This is a genomic window from Streptomyces sp. CNZ301, from assembly GCF_004217425.1.
Window position 1 is genome coordinate 2,801,199 of sequence record NZ_SHLG01000001.1, and the last position, 18,629, is coordinate 2,819,827.

An 18,629-nucleotide genomic window follows, 5' to 3' on the forward strand; every position below is an offset into this window, starting at 1 on the left:
GCTGACGACCAGGAAGGCCGCGCATGCCTGAGACGCCCCAACGACCCCGGCCGACCGAGACACGGCGCAAGGCCGACCGCGACGAGGTGTTCCTCGAGTTCACCAAGTCGATCTGCCCGCTGTGCAAGACGCCGGTCGACGCACAGGTCAACATCCGTGACGGCAAGGTCTACCTGCGTAAACGCTGCCGCGAGCACGGAGAGTTCGAGGCCCTGGTCTACGGGGACGCCGAGGAATACCTCTCCTCGGCACGGTTCAACAAGCCCGGCACGATTCCCCTCGCCTTCCAGACCGAGGTGCGGGAGGGCTGCCCGAGCGACTGCGGACTGTGCCCGGAGCACAAGCAGCACGCCTGTCTGGGGATCATCGAGGTCAACACCGGCTGCAATCTCGACTGTCCGATCTGCTTCGCCGACTCCGGACACCACGCATGGGGGTCCCCCCAGGCCGAAGGCGCTGGGGGAGGCTACTCCATCACGCATGAGCAATGCGAGCGGATGCTGGATGTGTTCGTGGAGTCCGAAGGCGAGGCCGAGGTGGTGATGTTCTCCGGCGGCGAGCCGACCATCCACAAGCACATCCTCGACTTCATCGACCTCGCTCAGAGCCGCCCGGTCAAGAACGTCACCCTCAACACCAACGGCATCCGCCTCGCCTCCGACCAGCGGTTCGTCGCCGAACTCGGCCGGCGAAACCAGGTCCCCGGAAAGTCGGTGAACATCTACCTCCAATTCGACGGCTTCGATGAACGCACCCACGTGGAGATCCGCGGCCGGGACCTGCGCACCTTCAAGCAGCGGGCGCTGGACAACTGCGCGGAGGCCGGCCTGACCGTCACCCTGGTCGCCGCCGTCGAGCGGGGTCTGAACGAGCACGAACTCGGCGCGATCATCGAGTTCGGCATCGACCACCCGGCCGTCCGTTCCGTGGCCTTCCAGCCGGTCACCCACTCCGGACGGCACCTGCCCTTCGACCCGCTGGAGCGGCTCACCAACCCCGACGTCATCCAGCTGATCAACGCCCAGCGCCCGCAGTGGTTCCAGAAGGGTGACTTCTTCCCCGTACCCTGCTGCTTTCCGACCTGCCGCTCCGTCACCTACCTGCTGGTGGACGGCGAGCCCGGGGACCGCACCGTCGTCCCGATCCCGCGTCTGCTGAACGTGGAGGACCACCTCGACTACGTCACCAACCGGGTCATGCCCGAGGCGGGCATCCGCGAAGCACTGGAAAAGCTGTGGTCCGCCTCGGCCTTCATGGGCACCGAGACGACCGAGGAGAAGCTGCGAGCCACCGCCGAAGCCCTGGACTGCGCGGACAGCTGCGGCATCGACCTGCCAGGGGCGGTGAAGGACCTGCGCGAGAAGGCCTTCATGATCGTCGTGCAGGACTTCCAGGACGCCTACACCCTCAACGTCAAGCAGCTGATGAAGTGCTGCGTGGAGGAGATCACCCCGGACGGCCGGCTGATCCCCTTCTGCGCGTACAACTCCGTGGGCTACCGCGAGCAGATCCGCGCACAGATGTCCGGTGTCCCCGTCGCCGATGTGGTGCCCAACGCTCTGCCGCTGGCAGCACAGCTCACCGACACCGCCTACGGCTCCAAGACCGCCCGTCACGCATCCGCGTCCGCGTCCGCCGGCGAGGGGGACCCGGAATGACCGACCAGAGCCCCAGCCCTTCCGCCGTACCCGGTGACCGTCTCAAGGACTGTTGCGCGGCCGCATACTCCTCCGACGTGGTCGCCCTGCTGCTCGGCGACTCCTACCACCCCGGCGGCACCGCCCTCACCCGGCGCCTTGCCGAGGGCCTTCAGCTGACGAAGTCGAGCCGCGTACTCGACGTGGCCTCAGGCCGCGGCACCACAGCTCTTCTCCTCGCCGAGACCTACGGCGTGCGGGTGGACGGCGTGGACTACTCCCCGGCCAATACCGCCCTCGCCCAGGGCGCCGCCTCCGCCGTGGGACTCGGCGACCGCGCCACTTTCATCACGGGTGACGCCGAGGGTCTGCCCCATCCGGACGGGGTCTTCGAGGCAGTGGTGTGCGAGTGCGCTCTGTGCACCTTTCCCGACAAGGCCCGGGCCGCCGCCGAGTTCGCCCGCGTTCTGGTCCCTGGCGGCCGGGTCGGAATCACTGACGTCACCGCCGTCCAGGACCGGCTCCCGCCGGAACTGACCGGTCTCGCCGCGCGGATCGCCTGCATCGCTGACGCCCGCCCGCTGTCCGAATACTCACGGATCCTGGCCGCCGCAGGACTGCGTACGGTGCGCACCGAACGCCACGACCAGGCGATGACCCGCATGATCGACCAGATCGAGGCGAGGCTGAACCTGCTGCGGATGACCGCCTCGACAAAACTCACCGCCGCGGGCGTCGACCTGGAAGCGGCACCGGCCGTCCTGGCCGCCGCCCGCGCCGCCGTCGCCGACGGCACCCTCGGCTACGCCCTGCTGATCACCGAGAAGTCCCGTTGAGCGGCAAGGGCAAAGCAGGGAATCACTCGGGACTCGAGGATCTCCGAATATCGCAGCCAACATTGCGGGGATCGCCCCTACGCACGCCGCACGGGCGGGTTGGTCGCGGGGTAAGGCATAGGAGTGGCCACTCGGCCATCGGTGGCCCTGCCGATGGAGGACACTGGTGATCACCACGGTCGCCGGTCTCGTCTGCCGTGCCTTCGCCTGGCTTACATCGCCCGGTCAAGCACACGACGGCCTCCCTCGGAGACCCGGTGCCGTGCCCTACTGTCCGGCAGCGGAATCCGACGCCCTCGCCAGTCCGGAACGGGGCGCCGCACCCCCGCCCTGGGCCCTGGGGCGAGGCGAGGAGAGCATCCACATGATCGAACGCGACGACGACGCAGAGCACACCTCGTGCATATCCGAAGTCGACATCTTCCGCGACCTGTCCGAGCCGGAGATGGACGCGATCGCCGCCGCAGCACCGATGAAGACCTACGCCGCCGGAGAGATCCTTCACGTCCCGCAGCAACCCTGTGAAGTGCTGTTCATCCTCAAACGCGGCCGGGTCCGCATCTTCCGCGTCTCCGCCGACGGAAGAGCGCTGACCTGCGCCATTATCAGCCCCGGCACGATCTTCGGCGAGATGGCCCTGCTCGGCCAGCGCATGTACGACAACTTCGCCGAGGCCCTCGACGACGTCACCGTCTGCGTGATGAGCCGTGCCGACGTGCACACCCTCCTGCTGTCCGATGCGCGCATCGCGGCCCGGATCACCGAGATCCTCGGCCACCGCCTCGCCGACCTCGAACAGCGCCTGTCCGACAGCGTCTTCAAGTCCGTCCCCCAGCGCATCGCCACCACGCTGACCTCCCTGACCAACCGCACCGAGAGCCCGGCGGGCAGACTCCGCCCCGGCTCCCACCATCCGCACATCGTCCTCACCCACGAGCAACTTGCCGCTCTCGCCGGCACCTCTCGGGAGACCACCACCAAGGTTCTGCGCGAATTCGCCGACCGCGGCCTGCTTCGTCTGGCCCGGAGGCGCATCACCGTCCTGGACCCGGCACGCCTTCGGGGCGAAGCCGGACAGCCATAGGTGCGGACTGAACCGCAGACCGACTCCCGTCCCGCGTCCCGCAAGGAGTTCGGAGGCCTCCTCGCCGCCGTGCGAAGGGCGGTCAGCAGTCAGTACCGAGGGCGCGGTGCCGCTGGTCACGCTCCGGGAGTCCAGCCGGCCCATCCGGTGTCCGGTACACGCGGCAGGCCGGCCCCGGCGCGTGACGGGGCTCGGCGAACGGATCACGACCGTCGATCAGGAACGTCGGCGAGCCGGCGAACCCGAACTGGTCCGCCCCGCCGGATCAGCGACCACACGCGTCATGACTCGGGCATCGTGCGGCCCGACATCGTCCAAGGCCCCGCGCATCAGCTCGACCGCACGCTGAGTGTTCGGCGCGCCGATTCCGGCCAGTGCGAGCTGACTCAATCCACGCTGCCGACGCCAGTGCCGCAGCCGCTCTCGGACGGGCCGCCGCCGCTGTGCCTCACCGGGTACGCCAATGCCTCGGTCATGTTCAGGGCGACGGTGAGAGCTCGGGTCGTAGATCCGAGCCAGTCGGTGAGGCGTGAACATTCCTCGAGCGAGCATGCAGTTCGACGTGGTGACCCACCGTATGGAGCACGAGTTCTCCGCCCCCGTGCGGCTGGAGTCCCTGCCGTACAGGCTGGCGCGCGCCACCGACAAGGCGGGCGCAGAGGCCCTGAACCGCTCCCGGCTGGTCCACGGCGAAGCCCTGACCCGTCTGAGGGACGAGCGCTGGCTGGCGCTCTTCCCCAGCCGCTGGCAAGCCGCCTCCTTCGAGCGGGAATTCCCCGCGACCCTGCTGGAACACCTCGTCGCCGCCCACGAATAGCACCGCACCGGGAGAGAAGCCCGCCTCATGGCACACGAGTTGACCTGCCCCTCCTGCGGAGAGACCGCAACTCTCCCCTTGCGTTAGAGTATGGACTGCTCGCCGGGTCCGCTCGGCCTGCTTCCGAAAGCCGCCTCCGGGGCTGCGTGCCTCCTGTCGTCGTGCCCCTCGGAGGCGGCCCCAAGTGTCTTACGCCGCGGGCTTGTTCCTGTCTGTTCCGGTGTCCCGGGAGAGGGCATGTCGATGGAAGTCACCCGGCTGGAGATCGCCCGTCACCTCGAACCGCTCTTCGCCCGCGGCTGCACGGCCGACCGCGAGGCCGTACTGCGGGCCGTATCGGCGACCCGCCCCGAAGTCGCCCGAGTACCGGGGCAGTTGCCCGAGCGGCAGTTCACCTCCCTGCGGCAGATCTGGGAGTACCTGCCGCTGGTGCCCATCGGCCTGTGAAAGGAGTTCTGTCATGGCGGTGTTCAGGCTGCGCCTGTCCGACGGGGGCGAAAAGGTCGTCGAGGCCGGACGGGCCGTGCGTACGGACTCCGGCCGCATCCTCTTCGAGGACACCGATTCACTGGGACGGTGGGAACTGCTGGAGTCCTTCGAGCCCTCACGCGTGGAGGCCGTCTACCGCCGGGGGCCCGCAGAGGGGGGCGTCTACACGTGGGTTCCGCGGCCGGACACCGGGCGGTGGTGGAGTTACTGAGCCGGGCTCGGCCAGCGGGCCACGGGTCAGGAAACGTCCTTGAGCCTGCTGCGCAGCGTTGCCGCGAAGTCCTCGGCAGCCATCAACTGGACGCGCAGGGTCTCACAGCGCGCATCGGCCACCTTGCGGTAGGCGTCCAACCGCTCCCGCAGCCGCTCCACTTCGCTGCGCTCCGCGTCACCCGCGCCGAGCCGGTCGGTGATCTCCAGGAGGTCCCGCATCTCCTCCAGCGAGAAGTCCAGCGGCTTCATCCGGCGGATCACCATGAGCCGTTCGATGTCGGATTCGGTGTAGAGCCGGAAGCCGCCCTTGCTGCGGGCGGAAGGGATGACGAGACCGACCTCCTCGTAATGACGAATCGTGCGCAGGGACAGACCTGTCCGCTCGGCCACCTCGCCGATCTGCATCCGCCGGTCCGTGGTCGCCATCAGCACACGCTCTCCTTCTCGGGGGCTCCGGGGCCCTGTCCCCTTTTCTACAGGGGGTCGATCGGTTTGCTGTCGCACGGTTCACAGGCTCCTCGGGAGAATCGCCTCTCACGTTAGGGTAGAGTCGCGTTCGCAGGTGAAACCTCGTCTCACCTTCTCGCCCCCTCGAAGGGGAGCCCCTTGGACCTGTCGGGCAATGATGCCCGACCTGCGGCCTGACGAGCCGCCCTCCTGGATGCCTCATCCGGCGTGAGGCCCTCATGCCGTGGCTGGCGGCGTCGGCCGCTTGGGCAGGAGAACGTCCTTCGCCCGCTGCGGAGTCGACGATGCACGCACGATGTGCGCGACCTGTTCGCGCCTGATCAGAAACGGATGCATGTCCGCTGAAACGCCCGCGGCCACCACGCCGCGCCTGTCCCTGTCCCGTCTCACCCGGCCCGACTTCCTTCGGTCCCCGAGGATCTTCCGCACGGAGGTGCTGGCCGGTCTCGTCGTTGCCCTCGCCCTGATTCCCGAGGCCATCTCCTTCTCCATCATCGCCGGGGTCGACCCCAGCGTCGGGCTGTTCGCCTCCTTCACCATGGCCGTGGTCATCTCCGTCGTCGGCGGACGGAAGGCGATGATCTCAGCCGCCACCGGCGCCATCGCCTTGGTGATCGCGCCGCTCAATCACGAGTACGGGCTGGGGTATTTGATCGCCGCCGTCATCCTCGGCGGAATGATCCAGGTCGTACTGGGCGCCGTCGGCGTCGCGAAGCTGATGCGGTTCGTGCCGCGCAGTGTCATGGTCGGCTTCGTCAACGCCCTGGCCATCATGATCTTCATGGCCCAGGTCCCGGAGATGACCGACGTTCCCTGGGCGGTCTACCCGCTCATCGCGGGCGGCCTGGCCCTCATGGTCCTTTTCCCGAAGATCACCAAGACCGTCCCCGCGCCGCTGGTCTCCATCGCCGCCCTCACGGTGATCACCATCGGTGCCGGCATCGCCGTACCGACCGTGGGCGACAAGGGCAAGCTGCCCTCCTCCCTCCCCGTGCCGGGCATCCCGGACATGCCCTTCACGCTGGAGACCCTGACCGTCATCGCCCCCTACGCTTTCGCGTTCGCCCTGGTCGGGCTGATGGAGTCGCTGATGACCGCCAAGCTGGTCGACGACATCACCGACACCCACTCGGGAAAGACCCGCGAGTCGATCGGCCAAGGCGTCGCCAACATCGTCACCGGGTTCTTCGGCGGCATGGGCGGCTGCGCCATGATCGGCCAGACGATGATCAACGTGAAGGCTTCCGGAGCCCGCACGAGGCTCTCCACCTTCCTGGCCGGCGCCTTCCTGATGGTGCTGTGCATCGCCTTCGGCCCGCTGGTCTCCGACATCCCGATGGCCGCGCTGGTCGCGGTGATGGTCCTGGTCTCCATCGCCACCTTCGACTGGCACTCCATCCAGCCCAGGACGCTCAAGCGGATGCCGGTCTCCGAGACCGTCGTGATGACGGTGACGGTGATCGCCGTCGTCGCCACCCACAACCTGGCCGTGGGTGTGGTCGTCGGTTCGCTCACCGCCATGGTCGCCTTCGCCCGTCGCGTAGCACACCTGGTCAACGTCTCCGGCGTCGTCGATCCGGACGGCTCACAGGCTGTCTACGCGGTCACCGGGGAGCTGTTCTTCGCCTCCTCCAACGACCTCGTCTACCAGTTCGACTACAAGGGCGATCCCGACGAGGTGGTCATCGACCTGTCCGACGCCCACATCTGGGACGCGTCGTCGGTCGCCGCGCTGGACGCGGTGGAGACCAAGTACGCAGACCGAGGCAAGGAGGTCACCATCATCGGCCTCAACAAGCCCAGCGCCGCCATGCACGACCGGCTCGCCGGACAACTCACCGACGCCCACTGACACTCGGGCGCCTTACCGCGCATCCGGCGGAAAGGCGCCCGCCCCCGGCGATGGCACCAACTCCCCTGCCCAGCCCACGGATACGCACCACCTGGAGCAAGCCTTGACCGAGCGCGTCACCGGCTCCGAAGGCTGTGCCCCGCCGTCTGCCGCACCGACTCCGTCCGCGGGCCGGGCTCCTGGGAAGCATCGCTCCGGCGGCTTCTACGGCTGGCGGATCGTCGCGTTCAGCGCGGTGGCCATGGCGATGACCGCGCCGGGGCAGACCACCGGCGTCTCGCTCTTCATCGACCCCGTCATCGACGACCTGGGCATCAGTCGAGCCGGGGCCGACGCGGAAGACTGCCGAACGGACAGACCACGACAGCAGTAAGGGGATGCCATGAGCGCACGTTTCGAGGAGCTCGCCTGGCGGCCGACGCCCATGGGCGAAATCAGCCTACGGCGCCGTAGAGACCCCACCACAGGCGCCGACATCTTCGAGGTCAAACTCGGCGACGAGTTCCTGATGTCAAGCCTGTTCACCGCCGGGGAGGTCGCACTCGCCGAACTCGGGCTGGCTCAACTGCCGGGGGACGGACTCGACGTCCTCGTGGGCGGCCTCGGCCTCGGATACACCGCCGAGGCGGTACTGAACGAGGCGCGCGTACGGTCGCTGACCGTCGTCGAGGCACTCGGAGAGGTGATCGAGTGGCATGAACGGCACCTGGTTCCGGTGGGGCGCCGGCTGACTGCCGATCCCCGCTGCCGACTGGTCGCGGGCAACTTCTTCTCCCTGGCGCAGAGCGCGGACGGACTCGACCCGGACGCGCCGGGACGCCGCTTCCACGCGGTCCTGCTGGACATCGACCACTCCCCGAGCCATGTCCTGCACCCGAGCCATGTGACCTTCTACCAGCCGGAGGGGCTACGGCAGCTGGCCGAAAGACTGCACCCCGGCGGCGTGTTCGCACTGTGGTCGGACGACCCGCCGGAGGAGAGCTTCAACTCGGCGCTCGCGAAGGTCTTCGCAGAGTGCGCCGCGCACGTCGTCACCTTCGACAACCCACTGCACGGCGGCACGTCCTCCAACACCGTCTACGTCGCACGCACCTCAGCGCACAGCCCGGAGCCATGAGGCGGGCCTGCGCCTACTGGTGCTCGCGCGGCCCGGCAGACTGGCCGTCACGGCCGCTCCAAGGCACACCGTCATGACGGCTGCCATGGGAGCCGGACTGTGAGTGCCGAAGAGACCGACCGCTGGTGACACTCCGGCGCCGAGCGCGAATTGGCTGCTGCCCAGCAGCGCGGACGTTGCTCCTGGAGCATCGCGGCCTCGGCTCTGCGCCACCGTGGTCACGGCGGGAAAGAAGACACCGAACGCCGTGATCGACACGAAGAGGCAAGCCCACGAAACCACTGGACCACTGCCGGTCGTCGCCTGAACTCCGAGCAGGAGCACCGATCCGGCCAGGGCGACAGCGCACGAGACGACCTGCAACGTCTCAGCCCGCCAGCGGGACACGAGCCGACCATAAGCAAGACTTCCGGCCATGTTGCCCACGGCGTTGACCCCGTAGACCAGGCTGGAGACTTCGGGTGACTGGCGGTAGATCCCCTGGAAGATGAACGAGGTGCCCGCGATGTAGGCGAAGACGGCGGCGCCCCCGAACGACAGCGCCAGCACCGGCGCCAGCACCGAACGGCGGGTGGCGACCCGGCCGACGGACCGCAGGCCGCCGGCCATGCCTCCGGATGTGCGGTCCTGTTGTGGGAGGGACTCCGGAACCCACCGCAACACACCTGCAAGGAGCGCCAGCGCGAAGAGCGCCAGCACGAAGAAGACGACACGCCACGAGGCCACCGCAAGTACCGCACCACCGAGCACGGGCGCCACCACCGGCCCGAGGGCCGTGACAGCACCCAAAGCTCCGATCTTCTTGGCCAGTCGGACGCCGCTGAACAGGTCGGTCATCACCGCTCGGGCCACGACGATTCCCGCGGCGCCAGCGATGCCCTGCCCCACGCGTGCGACGTCCAGCACCACGGCCACCGGAGCGAGTCCGCACAGCACGGAGAAGACCGCGAACAATAACGTCCCGCCCAGCAGTACGGGGCGCCTGCCCACCCCGTCGCTCAACGGTCCCAGTACGAACTGACCGACGATGATGCCGGCCAGAAAGCCCGTCAAGGACACCTGAGCGCCGGCGCTGTCCGTCTGAAGGGAGCGTGCCATCTCCGGAAGCCCCGGCACATACATGTCGGTGGCCAGGGGGCTGGCCGCGCTCAGCCCGGCCAGTACCAGGAGCAGGCGCACACCGCCGCCGGATCGCTCCGCTCGGTCGGAGCGGATGCGTCGCGACTGGTTCTGGCGGGCTGTCATAGCGGCGGCGCCGCTCCCCCGCCGCCGGTGAGCTCCCCGCCGGCCGATCCGTCGCGGCCCGGCTCCCCCTCTGCACGGGCAAGTTGCTGCAACAGCCCGGCTGCGATGCGTACGAGATCGCGTTCCGCAGGCGTGAGGGTGCCACGCAGCGTCGCAGCCAGCCAGGCGTTGCCGTCGGACACGTGCTCACGCAGCGCCTCATGACCGGCCTCCGTGATCTCGATGTCCTGGCTACGCCCGTCCCGCCGGCTACGCGCCCGTACGATCCGCCCCTGTTCCTCCAGGTCGTTCAGAACACGGGTCAACGACTGGGGCTGGAGTCCCTCGATGGCGGCCAACGCTGTCGGTGTCAGCGGGCCATCGTGCCGCAGGTTCGCCAGCACCGAGATGGCGAGCCGGGACAGTCCCGGCTCACTGCCCGACTGCTCGGCCCGCAGGCGGGAGGACAGGCGTGAGATCCCCCAACGCAGTATCTCCGCCGTCTCCCGCACTTCATCTGACTCACTCACACTGCCAAGCTAACGCTTCATGAATGACTCCGGTAGACCGCGGAACGGCGAGAATATATTAAGTGTATGCGTCCTATTGGTTGAACACCTATCGAACCTCTCGCGTCAGGCGTGCCCGGGTTCCGGGGCCGGAGCGGCATAGACGTCGTCGATGGCCGCAAGTACGCGGTCCCGTGCGTCGTCGGCCGGCGTTGCACCGATGAGCACGTAGTAGGCGAGTCCTTCGGCCAGGGCCACAAGTGCCACGGCGGCCTGCTCGGGCTCCCGGTCCGCGGGAATGCGCCCGTCCTCCTGCTCGCGGCGCAGCAGTTCCGCCATCTGCTCGTGGAGCCGGCCGTAGGCCTCCCGCATCCGGGCCGCAATCGGCTCCTCCACCAGCGCCAGGGCTCCGAATGACTGGCGCACCCTCATATGTGCCCAGGTCTCGGCGTCGTAGGGGATGAGCTCGGTCAGGACGATCGTGAGCACGGCCCGGGCAGGAGCCGCATCGAGTTCCGAGCCGGCCTTCTCTCTGATGCGGGCGCCGCTCAGCGCGTTCCCGCGCTCGAACGCGGCTTCCGTCAGGGCGCGTTTGGTGGCGAAGTAGTCTGGACGCGCCCCGGCGAGATGCCCGCCTGCTCGGCGACCGCCGCCAGCGACACCACAGCAAGGCCCCGGTCGGCAACGATCGCGAGCACGGCATCGGCGATCTCCTCACGCCGCTGCTCGTGTTGGGCCCCGAGGCCGCGCGTGCGTGGAGTCATCGACAGCTCACCTTTTCAGTGTGAACGCACTTGCCACTACGCCGTCCCTGCTCGTCGCAGCCCGTGCCGGTCAAGGGCTGAGTGCCGCGGTGCTGGCTCCGGTCTGATGAACACGGCCAAGCAGGTGGGCGGCGCACTCGGCCTGGCCGCGCTGATCGCCCTCGCCGACGGCCAGAACGCACAGCACAGTCGGGGCATGGACCACCAGCTCGGGTTCCTGGGCATGGCCGCGATCCTCCTCCTCGTCGCCGCACTCGCCTTCGCCCTTCCATCCCAACGCGACGCAGAGAACACACTGCCGGCACGATGAGAACCCGCCGCGACATTTCGTGCGGAGCTGGTGCACTTCACGGGGGTTGCAGACCGAGTCGGGGCCCCGGGGGGCGTGGCAGGACCGCGGCACCTGTGCTGAGTGCGGAGCACACGAAGAGATCGGGCGCGGCGTCGGCCTACAGGCGCACCTGCCCGCCGAACTGCGGCGCCAGCGTGGTCTGCCGAGTACGAACGGAACGTCATCTCTCGGCGTACCACAGGAACATGCCGCCCAGGACAATGAGCCCGGCAGCTTCCACAATCGAGACCGAGACCAGTAGGGCGCTGTTCGTGCCGTAGCACCAGAAACCGGTGAGTGCGGCAAAGGGTGCCGCGAGGAAGGCCACCAGATCTACGATCGCCTGCGTGGTCTTGCGGGAGACTCGCTTGGCATCGCTGCGGTGGTAGGTCTCCCAGCCGAAGAGAGGCTCATGAACGCTTGTGGCGTTTGCGAGGCGAGAAGCGAGTTCGGTGCGGGTGTACCGTCCGATGGCTGAGATTTTCTCGTCGTTGACCAGGTAGGTCCATCCGAGCACGACGCACACCACTGGCATGGCCAGAATCAGTTGCATGAGTCTCGTCTGCGCAGCGACGGCCGTCACGGCTGTCACGGCTGCGAGTGTCACGTACAGCAGATTGTCCCGGAACCCGATGCGTGCTCGCTGCTCCTCCTTGAGTTGTGCGTACTCAGCGAGGAGTACGGTGCTCGCACCGAGATTCCCGTCACAAGCGGTCATTACCATCGTCACCTCTGTTTCGCGACATGCATGGGAACCGGCCGGCATGCCCCGCTCTGCGCCCCTCACGCTCCGGGAGATCTGCGAGGCCCGGCATGCTGCCATCAGTCGGGGGCAGTGAAGTGTGGCGGATTGTTGGGGTTGTTCCGTTCGATCCAGCCCTTTCCGTCGGCCGCGATGCCTTCCAGGAGCCGGAAGGCGTGGGCGAAACCGGCCGCGTCGAGGTTGATGTTCGTCAGTTCCTGGGCGTTCTCGTCCGGAGCGAGTTGATGCGTGTCGGCATCTTTGACACGGATCTTCCTGGCAGGTCCGTTGGACAGAATCAGCTCCATGTCGTATCCGACGTTGTCGCGTTCGGTTACCTGCACGGATGACAGCGCGTCGAACCGGTAGTTGCTCCGCTGCTCGTTCGTACGCGTGGAGTCGGCGAAGTCGAATTCGGTGTTCACTTCCCGGACACCGTCCCGTGTCACCAGGAACAGACGCAGGCTGTAGCGCGAGTAACGCCAGGGGCCACCCTTCTCCCGTGCTCGATCGTAGGGACGCGCCGGCGTCATCAGGATGGTGTGGGTGATGACGTCGCGCCATGAGAGCTGGTAGTGGCGGAGCACCTCGTCGACGAACAGGGTCTTGTCACAGGTGAGCCACGTCTCCATTTCCGTTTCATTGGGTCGCGTGGCGTCCACGAACGCCTTCCAGCGTTCGTACTCCGCCTGCCACCTGCTGAGGCGCTCGCTGTGCTCCTGGGTCTCTTCGGTGAATCGCCGCTCTTCGCTGCGCATGTGCAGCCACAGGAAAGTCGCTCGGCGTCCGCTCCAGACAGCTCCGGACATGGCGAGGAGGGATAGCAGAATGTTCGGCGAGTTCCCGAGTGCGGTAATGACTGCATTGATGGCGGTGATACCCAGGACGATGAGGGCGATCACGCATATGGTCTTGGTCTTCGCCGATGTCCGGTACTGCTGACGATAGGCGAACAGGGTGCGGTTGTTGTGGCGGTCTCGTACGTCTTCAGCCAAGTGGCGAATCAGCCAGTCGATCCGGCCGACACTGATTCTGCTTTCGCGGTAGAGAAACGCGATCTCGGCCACGAGGCTGTTACGGATGCCCGCGGTGTAGGCGAGCCATTCCTGAGCGTCGCACCCGGCCGGCAGGCGGGTGCTGAAGTAGTAGCTGAAGGACAGGTGGACCCGGTTGGTGAACCCCTCTCCCGCGGAGGGCGGATTGTTCGCGTACCAGGAGAAGTGCTCGTCCTTGGCCTTCAGGCGGTGTTCCTGGTACCACCACTGCCGGCCGAAGTGCGCGGCAGTAAGACCGGCACCGAGCGCAGTCATCAACTCGACCACCGCGGCTACCGGTTGCGCGATCACTGCCGAGATCCAGAGGAATCCGGTGGTGACGACGAACAGGCCGGCCAGGAGGCCGAGACGTTCCCGGGCGCCGTAGGCGGCGTTCGCCTGGGGAAGCTCGGCCCGCGGGCCGATGGGTACGGGCTCGAAGTAGGCCCACACACGCTGGGAACGATCGTTGCTGTGACGGTCGGTCTCGGCCAGCTCGCGGGTCTGGGCCCAAAGGCTGTCTTTCATTCCGCCGGTGAGCACGAGGTCGAGGTGGTGGACGATCAGGTCTCGCTGCGACTGCGGCAGGTCTTGCAGCCGCTTCAGTACGGATCCGGTTGCGCCGTCCGCGTCGCCGAGAGCCTCCAACAGGTCGAAGACGACCTGCAGGGCGGTTTTCCACTCTCCGTCTGCGTAGCTTCCTACGGCTCCCGAAGCCTGGTGCAGTTGCTCGCGTTCTTCGGGATCGAGTTCGTGGTAGGCGCGTTTGCTGAGCAAGGCGAGCACCCAGTGGCAGCGAACCTCCGCATTGTCGTGCCCCGCGGCTATCGCTTCTGCGATCAGGCCGCGGGCGCGGCTCGGCACGCCGTTCTCCAGGAATCGCAGACCGACCTTGTACTTCTCCTGGGGCGATGCTTCCCGAGGGACGATGTACACGTTGGAGTTGTGCACGGCTTCGGCCTGGATACCGACAGCGGAGCCGTGTGCGGCCGAGTTGAATGTGAAGCCGACGCGCTCCGTCACGGCAACTCACCCGCCGCCACGATCAGGGGCGCAAGCCCGGCCGTCAGCCCGGGAACGTCGGCGATCAGACCGCGTAACCTCTTGAGTGCCAGGGTCGCCTCTCTCGGCGACTCCGCAGTGTTCTCCTTCGCCGCTCGGCCGGCCACGTCCAGCTCGGCCTGCGCCGCATCGTAGATGTCCTCGTCGAGGGCGCCCTCGGCGTGATGCCGCTTCAACTGCTCCCGGAAGCGCTCCAGTTCCGGGACCAGGTCCGCCGGACCGGAAGCCTTCGGTCCTGCGTCCATGTGGACGTTGCTGCCGGAGACCGAACCGGCCATGATTCCCACGGTGCTGGAATGGGCGGTGTTGCTGACACGTCCTGTGGGCCTCTCGGCGACGCTTTCCTGGGACATCGCGACCTGTTCCTGTTCTTCGATCAGTTCCGCGGCCAGCCGCGTGGCGAAGGCCGCCGCGTTCGCTGCCGCCCGTGGCTGCCAGTTACGGTCCTCCGCGCTGCTCTTCGTGCCGTCCGCCCGGTCGCTGATGCCGCGGATGATGGCGACCGGCGAACCGTTGAGATGCCCGGCCTGAGCCACACCGGCGGCTTCCATCTCGATCGCAAGCGCGTCGTTGTAGTGCTGCCGGATCCACACCGCCTCGGCGGAAAGCCGCGAATTCTGCACCACCTCACCGGCGGCGATCGCGCCGAAATGCACTTGCGGCGCGTCCTTTTCGTCCGGAGCGTCGTCGGCCCAGCCCTTCACGCGGGCCAGGTGGAAGCCGAGCTGGCTGATGCCGTGCCCTGTCTCCCACGCCCGGGGACGTGCCTTGAGACCGTCGTCCTCGCTGGTCCCACCGTGGTAGGCGTATACATGAGTGGCCATCACCACATCGCCCAGCGGGGTACTGTCCCACAACGCCCCGGCCACACCCACGAACATCACGGCCGCCGGCGAGAAGTGCTGGATCGCGCGCTCCGCCAGCACCGCGGCGGGATGATTCCCCTTGCTTGTCAGACCGAGCGCCACCCGACAAGGCGTGCCCCGCACGGTCCCGACCTCGAACCGCGTGCCACGCTCATGCCGGTGCACCCGCGGAGCGCTCAGCTTCCGGTGCACCGCCTCATACTCGAGATTGAGGGCGGTGAGGATCACCACCAGGTCTTTCGCCATCTGTTCCCCCTTCTTCTTCCGTCAGCGACTGCAAAGGCCGGACCAGCGGCGGGGACAACACCGCCCTCGGTCCCGCTCGGAACAGCCGGGCGGGGCGCCCCACCGTGGCCTTCCGGCCTGATCCGGCCGGGACGATGAACCCCTTCACGGCTTGGACTTTCCGGTAGAAATTTCGGGTGTCGAGCTCGACTCCCCACACCGCCTCGTACACCTGCTGCAATTCGGCGATGGTGAACAGTTCCCCGCAGAACGCCGTTGCCAGGGCCGAGAACTCGAGCTTCGTACGCGCCCGTTCGACCCCGTCCGCCACGATGCGACTGTGATCGAAAGCCAGTCGCTCCTCTCCGGACAGGAGCCTGTCCACGGGGACCCATGAGGCGTCAGCGGCGTCCGTTCCGGCGACCGGCTCGGGAAGGCCCGGTGCGATCGCCAGATGCGCCACGGAAACGACCCGCCCCCGCGGATCACGTTCCGCGTTTCCGTAGGTGGCCAACTGCTCAAGATGCAACCGGCCGGCGTCCAGGGCGGTCTCCTCAGCCAGCTCACGGCGCGCGGCGTCCAGGATCGCCTCACCGTCGTGGTTGAGGAAGCCACCGGGAAGCGCCTGCATCCCCGGGAAAGGCTCCTCGCCCCGCTTCACGAGCAAGACACACAGCCGCCCCTGACGCAACGTCAAGATCACGAGATCAACCGTGAGCAGCACCTGCGGCGGCGACCAGGAGTCATCGTTCACGGACCTGACGGTATCTGATTACTGTCAAATTGACAAGAAACGTTCGAGTCTGCCTCTCCCCTGCCGACCGGGAGTTGTCCTCACGGGGAGCGTCGAAGGAGGCGCTTGCCGACGGCGACGAGCGAGGCCATACAGGCGAGAGCAAGGCTCAGTACCCAGGCGCCGGGGCCGATCGGTGCTGGGCGGAAGAGACTGTTCATGGCCGACACGTACGTGAGGTCGAGTTGGGCTGCCGCCTGGGCTGTCACGCCGACGACGATCCACCGATTGCTGAACAGGCCGGCGACCTCGTGGCTCGTGGGGTCCTTGTGGGACACAGCCCGACTGATACGCCATCACATAGCGCTCTGGCCTGCGGACACTACTGGGAACCCGACGGCCGGAGCCGTGTGCGCAGGTTCGACCGTACGAGCAGGTCGCACGGCGGGCCTCGGGACACAGATGCAAGGTGGCGTCCGGAATGCGTTCGGCCAGCAGCATGCCGTTGGCGACAGGGTTCATTCGGTCGCCGGCTCCGTGCAATTCCAGGGTCGGCGTGCGGATGAAGGGCAACCTCGCCCACGCGTCGTGCCTGGCGCCGGCGCGAGGGGCGCCCGTCGCGCAGAACCGCCCATGGACTTGTCCCCGATGGTTCACGTGTGCTGCTCCGGGTCAGCCGAAATGCTGCGGGGTGTGGTGGAGACAACGACGGTGTTGGCGCTGACGATCACAACGATGGCCAGCCAGGAGGCGGCATCGAGGTGCTGGCCCAGGACGGCGAGGCCGAGCAGCGCGGCGAAGACAGGGTTGACGCTCATGAAGACGCCGAAGGAGTGCGGCGGTACCCGGCGCAGCGCCAGCAGATCGGACAGGAACGGCACGGCCGAGGAGAGCACTCCGGCTGCCAGCGCGCAGCCCAACGCCGCCGGCGAGGGCGGGCGCTGCCAGAGCACCCATGCGCCCACGGGCAGGTACAGGGCGCCGGAGACCAGCGCTGCTGCCGCCGATCCTTCCAGGCCGGGCAGTCGGGCGCCGACGGTGCGGTTGCACAGGATGTAGCAGCCCCAGCAGACGGCAGCCAGCAGTGCGAGGCTGATGCCCAGGTAGTCGGTGGAGGGAGTGGGGCGCGCGAGTACCGCCACCGCTCCTGCTGCCGCCGGGGCGGCGATGAGGTCGATCCGGCGGCGGGAGCCGGCGAGGGCCACGGTCAGCGGGCCGAGGAATTCCAGCGTGACGGCAAGTCCCAGTCCGATCCGCTCGATCGCCGCGTACAGGGACAGGTTCATCCCGGCGAACACCAACGCCAGGCCCAGCACCGGACGCCACTGTGCCGCTGTGAACCGGCGCAACCGCGGCCGGCCGACGGCACCGAGCACGGCGGCGGCCACCCACTGGCGCACCGCCACCACTCCGACCGGCCCGAGCACGGGGAAGCCCAGCGCCGCGACGGCCGCTCCGCTCTGGTTGGACAGTCCGCTGCCCAGCATCAGCGCCATCCCACCCCAGCGCCCCGGACGGCCGGGACCGCGCACGTCCGCGGCCTGCGATGCGGCGGGAGTCGGGGCGACGGATACAGCAGAGGACGCAGGCTTCATGCCCACACGATGGGACGCAAGGCGGCATACGCAAAATGCATTCGCTGCCCCGTCTATACGCTGGACGCATGGATGACGCCCGGAAGACGGTCGGCGCGCTGGAGCTGAGACACCTGCGCTGCCTGATCACCATCATCGACACCGGCAGCTTCACGGACGCCGCCCATGAACTCGGCATCTCCCAAGCCGCCGTTTCACGGACCCTCACCGCTCTGGAAAGCGTGCTCGGAGTGCGGTTGCTGCACCGCACCAGCCGCTCCGTCGCCCCCACCACCACGGGTGTGCGGGTCCTGGCCCGTGCGCGCGCCCTCCTCGCCGGCGCCGACGAACTCGTCCGCGAAGCCACCACCGGCCACACCCGCCTCCACATCGGCCACGCCTGGTCCGCATTCGGCCGCCACACCACCGAATTCCAGCGCCGCTGGCACGAACAGCACCCCGAGACCGAACTGCGTCTGGTCCGGCACAACAGCCCCACCGGCGGCCTCGCCGAAGGACGGTGCGACCTCGCCGTCGTCCGCGCCCCGCTGGACCTCACCCCGTGGTCATACGCGCTGGTCGGCCACGAGGCCCGGTGCGTTGCGTTGGCATCCGACGACCCTTGGGCCCGCCGTCGCAGCATCCGTCTGGACGAACTCTTCGGCCGGACACTCGCGATCGACCGCCGCACAGGGACGACCACCCTGGACCTCTGGCCCGGAGACGTTCAGCCAGCCATCGAGTACACCCACGACATCGACGACTGGCTCGCCGCCATCGCGACCGGTCGCTGCGTCGGTATCACCCCCCAGGCGACCGCCGCTCAATACCGCCGCGACGGCATCACCTACCGCCCCCTGCGCGACGCCGCGCCCGTCCCCGTCCACCTCATCTGGCGCACCCACGACACCCACCCGGCCGCCCACACCGCCATCGCTCTCGCCACCGACCTCTACCGGTAGACGCCGAGGTCATCGGCGCTGCCTCGTTCCGGCACCTCCGCACGAGAACCGTCCAGGACCGTAGTGCGCTCGTTCAGGGCGTGGACGTCT

At 67.9% G+C, this 18,629-nt stretch carries 22 protein-coding genes; 11 read left to right on the forward strand and 11 right to left on the reverse strand.

Annotation, left to right across the window (positions count from 1 at the left end; genetic code table 11):
• The first annotated feature begins 23 nt into the window (after positions 1-23).
• The 6 genes from EV375_RS11965 (at position 24) to EV375_RS11995 (ending at position 5,074) form a co-directional block, all read left to right on the forward strand.
• Positions 24-1,658 carry a radical SAM protein gene (locus EV375_RS11965; RefSeq protein ID WP_130299428.1) on the forward strand — a complete coding sequence of 545 codons (1,635 nt, stop codon included), beginning with the start codon at positions 24-26 and terminating at the stop codon, positions 1,656-1,658.
• A complete protein-coding gene (locus EV375_RS11970) occupies positions 1,655-2,473 on the forward strand; it encodes a class I SAM-dependent methyltransferase (RefSeq protein WP_130299429.1) in 819 nt (272 codons plus the stop codon). The genes EV375_RS11965 and EV375_RS11970 overlap by 4 nt, the downstream gene beginning before the upstream one ends.
• Before the next feature lie 364 nt (positions 2,474-2,837).
• Complete coding sequence (locus EV375_RS11975; protein WP_486588433.1) at positions 2,838-3,557, forward strand: Crp/Fnr family transcriptional regulator; 720 nt, start codon at positions 2,838-2,840, stop codon at positions 3,555-3,557.
• Between the two features lie 529 nt (positions 3,558-4,086).
• Entirely contained in the window at positions 4,087-4,374 is a 288-nt protein-coding gene (locus tag EV375_RS11985; protein ID WP_486588434.1) for a hypothetical protein, read from the forward strand.
• 237 nt (positions 4,375-4,611) lie between these two features.
• On the forward strand, positions 4,612-4,821 hold the full coding sequence (locus tag EV375_RS11990) for a hypothetical protein (RefSeq protein WP_130299431.1): 210 nt from the start codon (positions 4,612-4,614) through the stop codon (positions 4,819-4,821).
• Between the two features lie 13 nt (positions 4,822-4,834).
• Entirely contained in the window at positions 4,835-5,074 is a 240-nt protein-coding gene (locus EV375_RS11995; RefSeq protein WP_130299432.1) for a hypothetical protein, read from the forward strand.
• A gap of 26 nt (positions 5,075-5,100) precedes the next feature.
• On the opposite strand, the gene EV375_RS12000 is transcribed toward EV375_RS11995, so the two are convergent.
• Positions 5,101-5,502: a MerR family transcriptional regulator gene (locus EV375_RS12000; RefSeq protein WP_486588435.1), complete on the reverse strand. Its 402-nt coding sequence runs from the start codon at positions 5,500-5,502 to the stop codon at positions 5,101-5,103.
• A gap of 376 nt (positions 5,503-5,878) precedes the next feature.
• Here EV375_RS12000 and EV375_RS12005 point away from each other — a divergent pair, with 376 nt between their 5' ends.
• The 3 genes from EV375_RS12005 (at position 5,879) to EV375_RS12015 (ending at position 8,513) form a co-directional block, all read left to right on the forward strand.
• A complete protein-coding gene (locus EV375_RS12005) occupies positions 5,879-7,396 on the forward strand; it encodes a SulP family inorganic anion transporter (protein ID WP_130299433.1) in 1,518 nt (505 codons plus the stop codon).
• 103 nt (positions 7,397-7,499) lie between these two features.
• Positions 7,500-7,769: a hypothetical protein gene (locus EV375_RS12010; protein WP_130299434.1), complete on the forward strand. Its 270-nt coding sequence runs from the start codon at positions 7,500-7,502 to the stop codon at positions 7,767-7,769.
• Positions 7,770-7,778: 9 nt separating this feature from the next.
• Positions 7,779-8,513: a class I SAM-dependent methyltransferase gene (locus EV375_RS12015; RefSeq protein ID WP_130299435.1), complete on the forward strand. Its 735-nt coding sequence runs from the start codon at positions 7,779-7,781 to the stop codon at positions 8,511-8,513.
• On the opposite strand, the gene EV375_RS12020 is transcribed toward EV375_RS12015, so the two are convergent.
• The 4 genes from EV375_RS12020 to EV375_RS29380 form a co-directional block, all read right to left on the reverse strand.
• Positions 8,490-9,758, reverse strand: coding sequence for a multidrug effflux MFS transporter (locus EV375_RS12020; RefSeq protein ID WP_130299436.1), 1,269 nt, complete (start codon positions 9,756-9,758; stop codon positions 8,490-8,492). The two genes, EV375_RS12015 and EV375_RS12020, sit on opposite strands and share 24 nt — an antisense overlap.
• Positions 9,755-10,267, reverse strand: a complete 513-nt coding sequence (locus EV375_RS12025) for a MarR family transcriptional regulator (protein ID WP_207228075.1) — start codon at positions 10,265-10,267, stop codon at positions 9,755-9,757. Before EV375_RS12025 ends, EV375_RS12020 begins: the two co-directional genes overlap by 4 nt.
• Positions 10,268-10,372: 105 nt before the next feature.
• Entirely contained in the window at positions 10,373-10,735 is a 363-nt protein-coding gene (locus EV375_RS29375; RefSeq protein ID WP_207228077.1) for a TetR family transcriptional regulator C-terminal domain-containing protein, read from the reverse strand.
• A gap of 92 nt (positions 10,736-10,827) precedes the next feature.
• On the reverse strand, positions 10,828-11,010 hold the full coding sequence (locus EV375_RS29380; RefSeq protein ID WP_207228079.1) for a TetR/AcrR family transcriptional regulator: 183 nt from the start codon (positions 11,008-11,010) through the stop codon (positions 10,828-10,830).
• Between the two features lie 106 nt (positions 11,011-11,116).
• Here EV375_RS29380 and EV375_RS29085 point away from each other — a divergent pair, with 106 nt between their 5' ends.
• Positions 11,117-11,320 (forward strand): hypothetical protein, encoded by a 204-nt coding sequence (locus EV375_RS29085; protein ID WP_165434650.1) that lies wholly within the window; start codon positions 11,117-11,119, stop codon positions 11,318-11,320.
• 202 nt (positions 11,321-11,522) lie between these two features.
• Here the strand turns inward: EV375_RS29085 and EV375_RS12040 are convergent, their stop codons facing one another.
• The 6 genes from EV375_RS12040 to EV375_RS12065 form a co-directional block, all read right to left on the reverse strand.
• Positions 11,523-12,059, reverse strand: coding sequence for a hypothetical protein (locus EV375_RS12040; protein ID WP_486588436.1), 537 nt, complete (start codon positions 12,057-12,059; stop codon positions 11,523-11,525).
• 104 nt (positions 12,060-12,163) lie between these two features.
• Positions 12,164-14,140, reverse strand: coding sequence for a hypothetical protein (locus tag EV375_RS12045; RefSeq protein WP_207228081.1), 1,977 nt, complete (start codon positions 14,138-14,140; stop codon positions 12,164-12,166).
• Positions 14,137-15,291 (reverse strand): 5'-methylthioadenosine/S-adenosylhomocysteine nucleosidase, encoded by a 1,155-nt coding sequence (locus EV375_RS12050; RefSeq protein ID WP_130299439.1) that lies wholly within the window; start codon positions 15,289-15,291, stop codon positions 14,137-14,139. Before EV375_RS12050 ends, EV375_RS12045 begins: the two co-directional genes overlap by 4 nt.
• Positions 15,242-16,024: an NUDIX hydrolase gene (locus EV375_RS12055; protein ID WP_165434715.1), complete on the reverse strand. Its 783-nt coding sequence runs from the start codon at positions 16,022-16,024 to the stop codon at positions 15,242-15,244. Before EV375_RS12055 ends, EV375_RS12050 begins: the two co-directional genes overlap by 50 nt.
• Before the next feature lie 80 nt (positions 16,025-16,104).
• Positions 16,105-16,341, reverse strand: coding sequence for a cation transporting ATPase C-terminal domain-containing protein (locus EV375_RS12060; RefSeq protein ID WP_207228083.1), 237 nt, complete (start codon positions 16,339-16,341; stop codon positions 16,105-16,107).
• A gap of 315 nt (positions 16,342-16,656) precedes the next feature.
• Positions 16,657-17,499 (reverse strand): EamA family transporter, encoded by an 843-nt coding sequence (locus EV375_RS12065; RefSeq protein WP_130301788.1) that lies wholly within the window; start codon positions 17,497-17,499, stop codon positions 16,657-16,659.
• A 167-nt stretch (positions 17,500-17,666) separates the two neighbouring features.
• On the opposite strand from EV375_RS12065, the gene EV375_RS12070 reads away from it, so the two are divergent.
• Positions 17,667-18,539: a LysR family transcriptional regulator gene (locus EV375_RS12070; RefSeq protein ID WP_130299441.1), complete on the forward strand. Its 873-nt coding sequence runs from the start codon at positions 17,667-17,669 to the stop codon at positions 18,537-18,539.
• Positions 18,540-18,629 lie beyond the last annotated feature (90 nt).

What these genes read in the sequence shown, in the direction of transcription:
- EV375_RS11965 (WP_130299428.1), top strand. Translation starts at nt 24, where the DNA reads ATGCCTGAGACGCCCCAACGACCCCGGCCGACCGAGACACGGCGCAAG.
- EV375_RS11970 (WP_130299429.1), top strand. Translation starts at nt 1,655, where the DNA reads ATGACCGACCAGAGCCCCAGCCCTTCCGCCGTACCCGGTGACCGTCTC.
- EV375_RS11975 (WP_486588433.1), top strand. Translation starts at nt 2,838, where the DNA reads ATGATCGAACGCGACGACGACGCAGAGCACACCTCGTGCATATCCGAA.
- EV375_RS11990 (WP_130299431.1), top strand. Translation starts at nt 4,612, where the DNA reads ATGTCGATGGAAGTCACCCGGCTGGAGATCGCCCGTCACCTCGAACCG.
- EV375_RS11995 (WP_130299432.1), top strand. Translation starts at nt 4,835, where the DNA reads ATGGCGGTGTTCAGGCTGCGCCTGTCCGACGGGGGCGAAAAGGTCGTC.
- EV375_RS12000 (WP_486588435.1), bottom strand. Translation starts at nt 5,502, where the DNA reads ATGGCGACCACGGACCGGCGGATGCAGATCGGCGAGGTGGCCGAGCGG.
- EV375_RS12005 (WP_130299433.1), top strand. Translation starts at nt 5,879, where the DNA reads ATGTCCGCTGAAACGCCCGCGGCCACCACGCCGCGCCTGTCCCTGTCC.
- EV375_RS12015 (WP_130299435.1), top strand. Translation starts at nt 7,779, where the DNA reads ATGAGCGCACGTTTCGAGGAGCTCGCCTGGCGGCCGACGCCCATGGGC.
- EV375_RS12020 (WP_130299436.1), bottom strand. Translation starts at nt 9,758, where the DNA reads ATGACAGCCCGCCAGAACCAGTCGCGACGCATCCGCTCCGACCGAGCG.
- EV375_RS29380 (WP_207228079.1), bottom strand. Translation starts at nt 11,010, where the DNA reads ATGACTCCACGCACGCGCGGCCTCGGGGCCCAACACGAGCAGCGGCGT.
- EV375_RS29085 (WP_165434650.1), top strand. Translation starts at nt 11,117, where the DNA reads ATGAACACGGCCAAGCAGGTGGGCGGCGCACTCGGCCTGGCCGCGCTG.
- EV375_RS12040 (WP_486588436.1), bottom strand. Translation starts at nt 12,059, where the DNA reads ATGACCGCTTGTGACGGGAATCTCGGTGCGAGCACCGTACTCCTCGCT.
- EV375_RS12050 (WP_130299439.1), bottom strand. Translation starts at nt 15,291, where the DNA reads ATGGCGAAAGACCTGGTGGTGATCCTCACCGCCCTCAATCTCGAGTAT.
- EV375_RS12065 (WP_130301788.1), bottom strand. Translation starts at nt 17,499, where the DNA reads ATGGCGCTGATGCTGGGCAGCGGACTGTCCAACCAGAGCGGAGCGGCC.
- EV375_RS12070 (WP_130299441.1), top strand. Translation starts at nt 17,667, where the DNA reads ATGGATGACGCCCGGAAGACGGTCGGCGCGCTGGAGCTGAGACACCTG.